5 protein-coding genes are annotated in these 7,668 nt (G+C 68.3%); all 5 read left to right on the top strand.

What is annotated here, in order from left to right; all coding sequences use genetic code 11:
* Window positions 1–415: 415 nt before the first annotated feature.
* The 5 genes from AB0O34_RS28000 (at window position 416) to AB0O34_RS27980 (ending at window position 7,624) form a co-directional block, all read left to right on the top strand.
* Entirely contained in the window at window positions 416–685 is a 270-nt protein-coding gene (locus tag AB0O34_RS28000) for a tyrosine-type recombinase/integrase (RefSeq protein WP_363920323.1), read from the top strand.
* Between the two features lie 291 nt (window positions 686–976).
* Window positions 977–2,131: an acyl-CoA dehydrogenase family protein gene (locus AB0O34_RS27995; RefSeq protein ID WP_363920321.1), complete on the top strand. Its 1,155-nt coding sequence runs from the start codon at window positions 977–979 to the stop codon at window positions 2,129–2,131.
* 62 nt (window positions 2,132–2,193) lie between these two features.
* The gene (locus AB0O34_RS27990; protein ID WP_363920320.1) at window positions 2,194–3,870 is read left to right on the top strand and encodes an AMP-binding protein; all 1,677 of its coding nucleotides are present in this window, start codon (window positions 2,194–2,196) and stop codon (window positions 3,868–3,870) included.
* A 116-nt stretch (window positions 3,871–3,986) separates the two neighbouring features.
* Window positions 3,987–5,585: a carboxyl transferase domain-containing protein gene (locus AB0O34_RS27985; protein ID WP_363920319.1), complete on the top strand. Its 1,599-nt coding sequence runs from the start codon at window positions 3,987–3,989 to the stop codon at window positions 5,583–5,585.
* A 5-nt stretch (window positions 5,586–5,590) separates the two neighbouring features.
* Window positions 5,591–7,624 carry a biotin carboxylase N-terminal domain-containing protein gene (locus AB0O34_RS27980; protein WP_363920317.1) on the top strand — a complete coding sequence of 678 codons (2,034 nt, stop codon included), beginning with the start codon at window positions 5,591–5,593 and terminating at the stop codon, window positions 7,622–7,624.
* Window positions 7,625–7,668 lie beyond the last annotated feature (44 nt).

Here is a 7,668-nt window from a genome sequence, read left to right as displayed (position 1 = left end):
GTGATGAACCTCGACCGGTTCGACCTCGTCTGATCATGACGTCCAGGCCGGCCCGCGCCGGCCGGCCTGGACGTCCTCAGTCCGGAGTTCCGGCGTCTCAAGCTCGCGAGGCAGCTTGTCGACAAGTTGTGCCTTCACATCGAGGAACGAGAGCTGGGACCGAACGATCTGCTCTTCATGTGGCGGCAGGAGCTCACTCCCCGACGAAGCTCCGTGTGGTTCCCGATCCTGAGCAACTGGGCCTCACTCCCCCGAATGCGGCAGGTCGGCAGTGTCAGCACGGGACGCTGATGGGCTACAACTCCAGCAAGTGCCGCTGCCAGCAGTGCCGTGCCGCCATTTACCGTGCGACGCGACGCAGATTCAAGGCAAGGACAACCCTCGCGGGCGCCGTATCCGCGATACCGATGGCCACGTGCCTGCGGAGGCCTTCCGCAATCAGATCTGGAAGCCCGCCCTCGCCGCGGCCGACCTCACGGTGAGGGTTCGTACCCACGATCTTCGCCACGTGTATGCATCATGGCCGCTCTCCGGCGGCGCGGACCTCCAGGTGGTCAAGGAGCGACTCGGTCACGCCCCGATCGCGACAACGGAGAAGTACCTGCACACCCTGGACCACGCCGAGGAGACAGCGCTCAGCGCCTTCACCAAGATCCGGCACCGCAGCGGATGCCGGTCGTCTTGATAGCTGTCTCGGGTGTCGAGTCGGTTGCTGGGGCGCCTGCCGGATGACCATTCAGCTTCCACGGCCGCCGTCAGCGCAGGCTCGCCTCCACCGGAAATGTCGTCCTCCTCGTGCCCCCTGAGGGGCGATCGTGTCGGCGGCGCCGGGCACGGCGCAGCCGTACCCCCAGCAGCCGTCGGCTGGCGATTTGTGCACTAGTGAGCCGTTCGAGGCAAAGTCTGCAAGGTCTTTTCAATATGCAGAACTTAGTGCTACAACCAGAACCTAGCTAGACCTCAGTTGGAGGGAACGGTGTCCATGCGCGAGTCCGACGAACAGCGGATGATCCGTGAGGCTGTCCGCAAGATCGTGGCGAACTACGACCACGACTACTACGTGGAGAGGGCGCGGGCCGGGGCCAAGGCCGACGAGTTGTGGGCCGCGGTCGGCCGCGACGGCTTCGTCGGCGTGAACCTGCCGGAGGAGTTCGGCGGCGGCGGCATGGGGGTGCAGGAGCTCGCGATCGTGGCGGAGGAGCTCGCCGCGGCAGGCTCCCCGCTGCTCATGCTGATCGTCTCTCCGGCGATCTGCGGATCGCTGATCGCACGCTTCGGATCGCGGGAGCAGCAGGAGAAGTGGCTTCCCGGGCTGGCATCCGGCGAGGACAAGATGGCCTTCGCGATCACCGAGCCGGACGCGGGCTCGAACAGCCACCGCATCGGCACCACCGCGCACCGTGACGGCAACGAGTGGGTGCTGCGTGGCACGAAGTACTACTGCTCCGGTGTGGACGAGGCACAGGCGGTGCTGGTCGTCGCCCGCACGGGAGTGAACGAGTCGAGCGGCCGCGGCAGGCTTTCGCTCTTCATCGTCGACACGGACGCGGCAGGACTCCAGCGCACCGTCATCCCTGTCGAGATCACCGCGCCGGAGAAGCAGTTCACCCTGTTCTTCGACGACGTGCGCGTGCCGGGTGACGCCCTCATCGGCGAGGAGGGCAACGGCCTGCGTCAGGTGTTCCACGGCCTCAACCCGGAGCGCATCATGTGCGCCGCCACCTCCAACGGCATCGCGCGTTACGCCCTGGAGCGCGGCGCCCGCTACGCGCGTGAGCGCACGGTCTGGGACGTGCCCATCGGCAGTCACCAGGGCATCGCTCATCCGCTGGCGGAGGCGTACGTCAATGTCGAACTGGCCCGTCTCATGACCACGAAGGCCGCGTGGCTCTACGACCAGGGCCTCGACGCCGGCGAAGCGGCCAACATCGCCAAGCTCGCCGCGGCGGACGCGTCACTGCAGGCCATCGACCGCGCCATCCAGACGCACGGCGGCAACGGCATGTCCACCGAGTACGGCCTGGCCGACCTGTGGGGCATGGCGCGGGTGCTCAGGATCGCCCCGGTATCGCGCGAGATGGTCCTCAACTACATCACGCAGCACTCTCTCCACCTGCCCCGCAGCTACTGAGATCGCTTCCGCTGCCGCCGCCGGTTCACCCCCCTGTTTGTTTCCCGACCCGGGAGTTTCGGATGAAGTGCTACTCCGACGAGATCACCGCTCGGTACCACGCCTCAGGCGTCTGGGACGACATCACCTGGAACGACTACATCACCGCGCACGCCGAGGCGAACCCCGACGCCGAGGCCATCGTCGACCAGCCGGACAAGGCCGAGATCATGGGCCTCGAACCGCTGCGCCTCACCTGGCGTCAGGTCCGGCATCGCATCGACGGCCTGGCTCTCGGCCTGCTCGACGCCGGTGTCCGGACCGGAGACGTGGTCTTCGTCCAGCTGCCCAACAGCACGGAGTACGTGTTCCTGCACCTGGCACTGGACCGGATCGGGGCGATCGGCACCTTCGCTCCGATGCGGCAGCGCGCGTCCGAGGTGCGGTACGCCATCAACAAGACCCGTGCCCGCGTGGCCGTCTGTTTCGGAGAGTTCCTCGGTTACGACTACCTGGGCATGATCGACCGGCTGAAGCCGGACTGCCCGACGCTCGACTCCGTCATCGTGCTCGGCGGTGGCGGACGTGCGGAGGCGGACTTCGAACTGTCGGCCATGATCCAGGACGCGGATCCGCGCCGACTGGGTGAGCTGGACGCGCTGCGGCCCTCCGCCGACGACGTGCTGACCCTGTGCCTGACCACCGGTACCGAAAGCTTCCCGAAGGTGGTGCCGAAGACCACCAACGGGTGGAAGGTGGTCACCCGCGCCCTTCTCGCCGCCACCGGACTCGACGCCGACTCCGTCTTCTCCGGACCCTTCCCCTACGCCAACATGGGCGGGCTCGGCGTCGAGTTGTACCCCTGGATCATGGCGGGCGGCAAGTTCGTGGTCCACGAACCGTTCGACGTGGACGTGTTCCTGCGCCAGATCACCGACGAGAAGGTGAACTACATCATCGCGGTCCCCGCGATCTACTTCGCCATGCTCAACCACCCCGAGCTGGACAGTACCTATGACATCTCCTCCTTCACGGTCGTGGGATGCGGTGGTGAGGCGCCGCCGCACACCATCATCGAGGCGCTCGACGCGCGCGGAATCTCAGTGATCAACGAGTTCGGCGCGACGGAGGGCTGGGTGATGTTCACCCTGCCCGACCAGGAGCTCGAGGAACGCAAGGATCTCTTCCGGCTCGCCGAGGTCCGCAAGCTCCTGCCGGAGGACTTCAAGGCTCTTGAGCCGGGCAGCGAGGAAGAGGTGAGCCCCGGCACCCCCGGCGAGCTGGCGGTACGGGGGCCGTCGGTGTTCTCCGGCTATCTGGACGCCGATGAGGTCAACGCCAGGTCGTTCACCTCTGACGGGTTCTTCCGGACCGGTGACCTGGTGACCATCGGCGACGACGAGACGCTGCGCTACGTCGGGCGTGTCAAGGACATGATCATCCGTAGCGGGCAGAACATCAGCCCGGCGGAGATCGAGCTGATCGTCCAGCGGCACCCGAGCGTCTACGAGGTGTCGGTGATCGGGATCCCCCATCCCGTCCGCGGCCAGCTCGTGTGCGCCTGCGTGTCGCTCAAGCCGGGCTCCGCCGGTCTGACGCTGGAGGACCTGCAGGAGTTCATGCGCGGCCGTGAGGTGGCCCGTTACAAGATTCCGGAGCAGCTGGAGATCGTCGAGGAGCTTCCCAAGGGGCCGAGCGGCAAGATCCTCAAACGCAGCCTGCGGGACCAGTTCGCGGCGTCGCCGAGCCAGGCTTCGTAACCCCCGGCCGGCCGTCGCCTAGGCCTTCCCCAGGCCGTGCGGGCCGGGCTTCGTGACCGGGCCGACCCTCACGTACAGACCTTCCGGACGGGATTCCGGATGATCGCAGGAGAACGATGCCAGTCCTGACCTCGCACACCGACACCGCCGCGGAGCAGTACCAGACGAACCGGCGTGCCGCCCTCGATCTGATCGAGGAACTGGACGCCCAGCTGGCCCTCGCCCGGGCGGGTGGTGGCCCAAATTACGTCCAACGTCACCGCGACAGGGGGAAGTTGCTGGTCCGCGAGCGCATCGAGCTGCTCGTCGACCAGGACTCGCCCTTCCTCGAGTTGTCTCCGCTGGCCGGCTGGGGAAGCCGGTTCACTGTCGGCGCCAGCGTGGTCACCGGCATCGGTGTGGTGTCGGACGTCGAGTGCGTGCTCATCGCCAATGATCCGACGGTACGCGGGGGAACCTCCAACCCGTACACCTGGGCAAAGATCATCCGGGCGTTGGAGATCGCCCGGCACAACCGCCTCCCGGTGATCAACCTGGTCGAGTCCGGTGGCGCCGACCTGCCCACCCAGGCGGAGGCGTTCATTCCGGGGGGAGCCCTCTTCCGCGACCTGACCCGGCTGTCCGCGGCCGGCGTGCCGACTGTGGCCCTCGTGTTCGGCAACTCGACGGCCGGCGGGGCATACGTGCCGGGAATGTGCGACTACTCCGTCATGGTCCGCGAGCGGGCGAAAGTCTTCCTCGGCGGCCCTCCCCTGGTCCGCATGGCGACAGGGGAGGTGTCCACCGACGAGGAACTAGGCGGCGCGGAGATGCACTCTCGGGTCTCGGGCCTGTCCGACTATCTCGCCACCGACGAAGCCGACGCGTTGCGACTCGGGCGGCAGATCATGGCGAGCATCAACTGGCGCAAGCTCGGCCCGGGCGCGGCCCGTGCCGTCGTCGCTCCCCGCTACGACCCCGAGGAACTGCTGGGGATCGCCTCGGCCGGGTTGCGGGTGCCGTTCTCGCCGAGGGAGATGCTCGCGCGGGTCGTCGACGGTTCCGAGTTCGACGAGTACAAGCCCCTGTACGGCACGAGCCTCGTCACCGGGTGGGCCCACGTCCACGGCTACCCGGTGGGGGTCCTGGCCAACGCCAACGGCGTCATCTTCCCGGAGGAGGCCAAGAAGGCGGCCGAGTTCATCATGCTCGCCAACCAGGTGGACGTCCCGCTCCTGTTCCTGCAGAACACGACCGGCTACATCGTCGGCAAGGTCTACGAGCAGGCCGGGATGATCAAGGACGGCGCCAAGATGATCAATGCGGTCGCCAACAGCACCGTCCCGCACATCACCCTTCTCATGGGGGCCTCCTACGGCGCGGGCAACTACGGAATGTCCGGGCGGGCGTTCCAGCCCCGTTTCGTGTTCTCCTGGCCCTCGGCGAAGACGGCGGTCATGGGCCCCCAGCAGCTCGCCGGTGTCCTGTCGATCGTGGCCCGCGAGGCCGCCGCCGGGGCGGGGCGCCCCTTCGACGAGGAAGAGGACGAGCGGCGCCGCCAAGCGGTCGAAGACCAGATCGACAGCGAGTCCGCCGCGTTCTTCATGAGCGGCAAGATCTACGACGACGGGATCATCGATCCGCGCGACACCCGGACAGTGCTGGGCATCGCCCTGTCCGCGGCCCATTCCAACGAGGTCCGGGGCCGGCGCGGCTTCGGCGTATTCCGGATGTAGGACGAGTGAACACAGCGATCGGAACACTGCTCGTCGCCAACCGCGGCGAGATCGCCCGGCGGGTCATCCGGACGTGCCGGCTGATGGGCATCAGGACGGTGGCGGTCTTCTCCGACCCTGACGAGGACGCTCCGTTCGTCGCGGACGCCGACGAGGCCATCCGCCTTCCCGGGGCGACGCCTGCCGAGACCTACCTCCGCGCCGACCTGATCATCGAGGCGGCCCGCGCGAGCGGCGCCGACGCCGTCCATCCCGGCTACGGCTTCCTGTCCGAGGACGCCGGCTTCGCCCGTGCCTGCGCCGACAACGGGCTGACGCTCGTCGGGCCCCCGGCGGAGGCCATCGAGCTGATGGGCGACAAACTGCGCTCGAAGGAGCTCATGGCGGACATCGGGGTCCCGGTGCTGCGAGGCGTCGAGGTCACCCGGGCGACGACCGCGGAGCTGGCGGACGCGGCCGAGCGCATCGGCTTCCCGCTGCTGATCAAGGCGAGCGCCGGTGGCGGGGGCCGGGGCATGCGCGTCGTCCGCTCGCAGGAGACGCTCGCCGACGCGGTGGCAGGAGCCCGCCGGGAGGCCGGAGCGGCCTTCGGCAGGGACACCGTGTTCCTCGAGCGATACGTCGAGGCGCCGCGGCACATCGAGGTCCAGGTGTTCGCCGACGACCATGGGAACGTCGTCTCGCTCTTCGAGCGCGAATGCTCCATCCAGCGTCGCCACCAGAAGATCGTCGAAGAATGTCCTTCACCCGTGGTCGACGAGCCCCTGCGTGCCCGGCTCGGCGAGGCGGCTGTGGCCGCGGCGCGGGCGGTCGACTACCGGGGTGCGGGAACCGTCGAGTTCGTGATGGCGCCCGACGGCGACTTCTACTTCCTGGAGATGAACACCCGTCTGCAGGTGGAGCACCCGGTGACCGAGGAGGTGACCGGGCTCGACCTCGTACGCCTGCAGATCCTCGTGGCGGAGGGGCACCCGCTTCCGGAGGAGGCCGTACGGCCGGGCATGCAGGGGCATGCCATCGAGGTCCGGCTGTACGCAGAGGACCCCCTGCGGGGGTTCCTCCCGGTGACCGGTCAGGTGGAACGCTTTCACGTAGAGCCGCTGCCGGGCCTGCGGGTGGAGGCGGGCATCCGTTCGGGAAGCGCGGTGAGTCCCCACTACGACCCGATGCTGGCCAAGCTCGTGTGCCATGCGCCCAGCCGCGGTGAGGCGGCCCGGCGGCTGGCAGCGGCGCTGCGACGGATGCGCGTGGACGGCATCGTGACGAATCGGGATCTGCTGGTGCGCATTCTGGAGCACCCGGGTTTCCTCGCGGGCGAAACCGACACCCATTTTCTCGAACGCCACGACCCCCGCGTGCTCGGAGCCTCGCTCGTACCCCCGGAGTCCGCCGGACTGCACGCGCTTGCCGCGGCACTGGCCGGGCAGGCAGGCCAGCGGTCGGCGGCCCGGGTGCTCGCCACGATCCCCTCGGGCTGGCGCAACAACCGCTCGAGCCTCAACGAGACCGCCTACGAGGTCGAGGAGCGCGTCATCCGCGTCGGGTACCAGCTGACCGGCCGGGAGGTCGTGGCCCAGATCGACGGCGGCCCGCGCCAGGCCGTACTGCTCCACTCGTGCACCCCGCGCCTGGTCGACCTCGAGGTCGCCGGAGCGCGGCGCCGCTACGAGGTGCTGGCCGTGGGGGAGCGGGTCTACGTGCACAGCGCCCTCGGCGGCTCGACGCTCAAGGCGATCGATCGGTTCCCTGACCCCGACGTCGCGGACACCCGAGGCTCGCTGATCGCGCCGATGCCCGGAACCGTGCAACGGGTGCTGGTCGAGCCCGGTCAGCCCGTCGCGGCGGGCACGCCGATGGTCGTCCTGGAGGCCATGAAGATGGAGCACACCGTTTCCAGCCCGGCCGACGGCCGCATCGCCCAGGTACTGGTCGCCCCCGGACAGCAGGTCGAGGGAGGCGGCGTTCTCGTCGTCTTCGCCGAGGACGAGACCCCGGCGGACGGCGAGGCGGAACTCGATACGGCAGGTAGTTCTCTCTAGCAAAAAAAGTTCTTAATACAGTACGCTCGGAACGACTGATGGGG

Source organism: Sphaerisporangium sp. NPDC088356, from assembly GCF_040685555.1.
GTDB lineage: Bacteria > Actinomycetota > Actinomycetes > Streptosporangiales > Streptosporangiaceae > Sphaerisporangium.
Note: the sequence above shows the minus strand (reverse complement) of the source record. Positions and strands in the feature narration are given on the sequence as shown.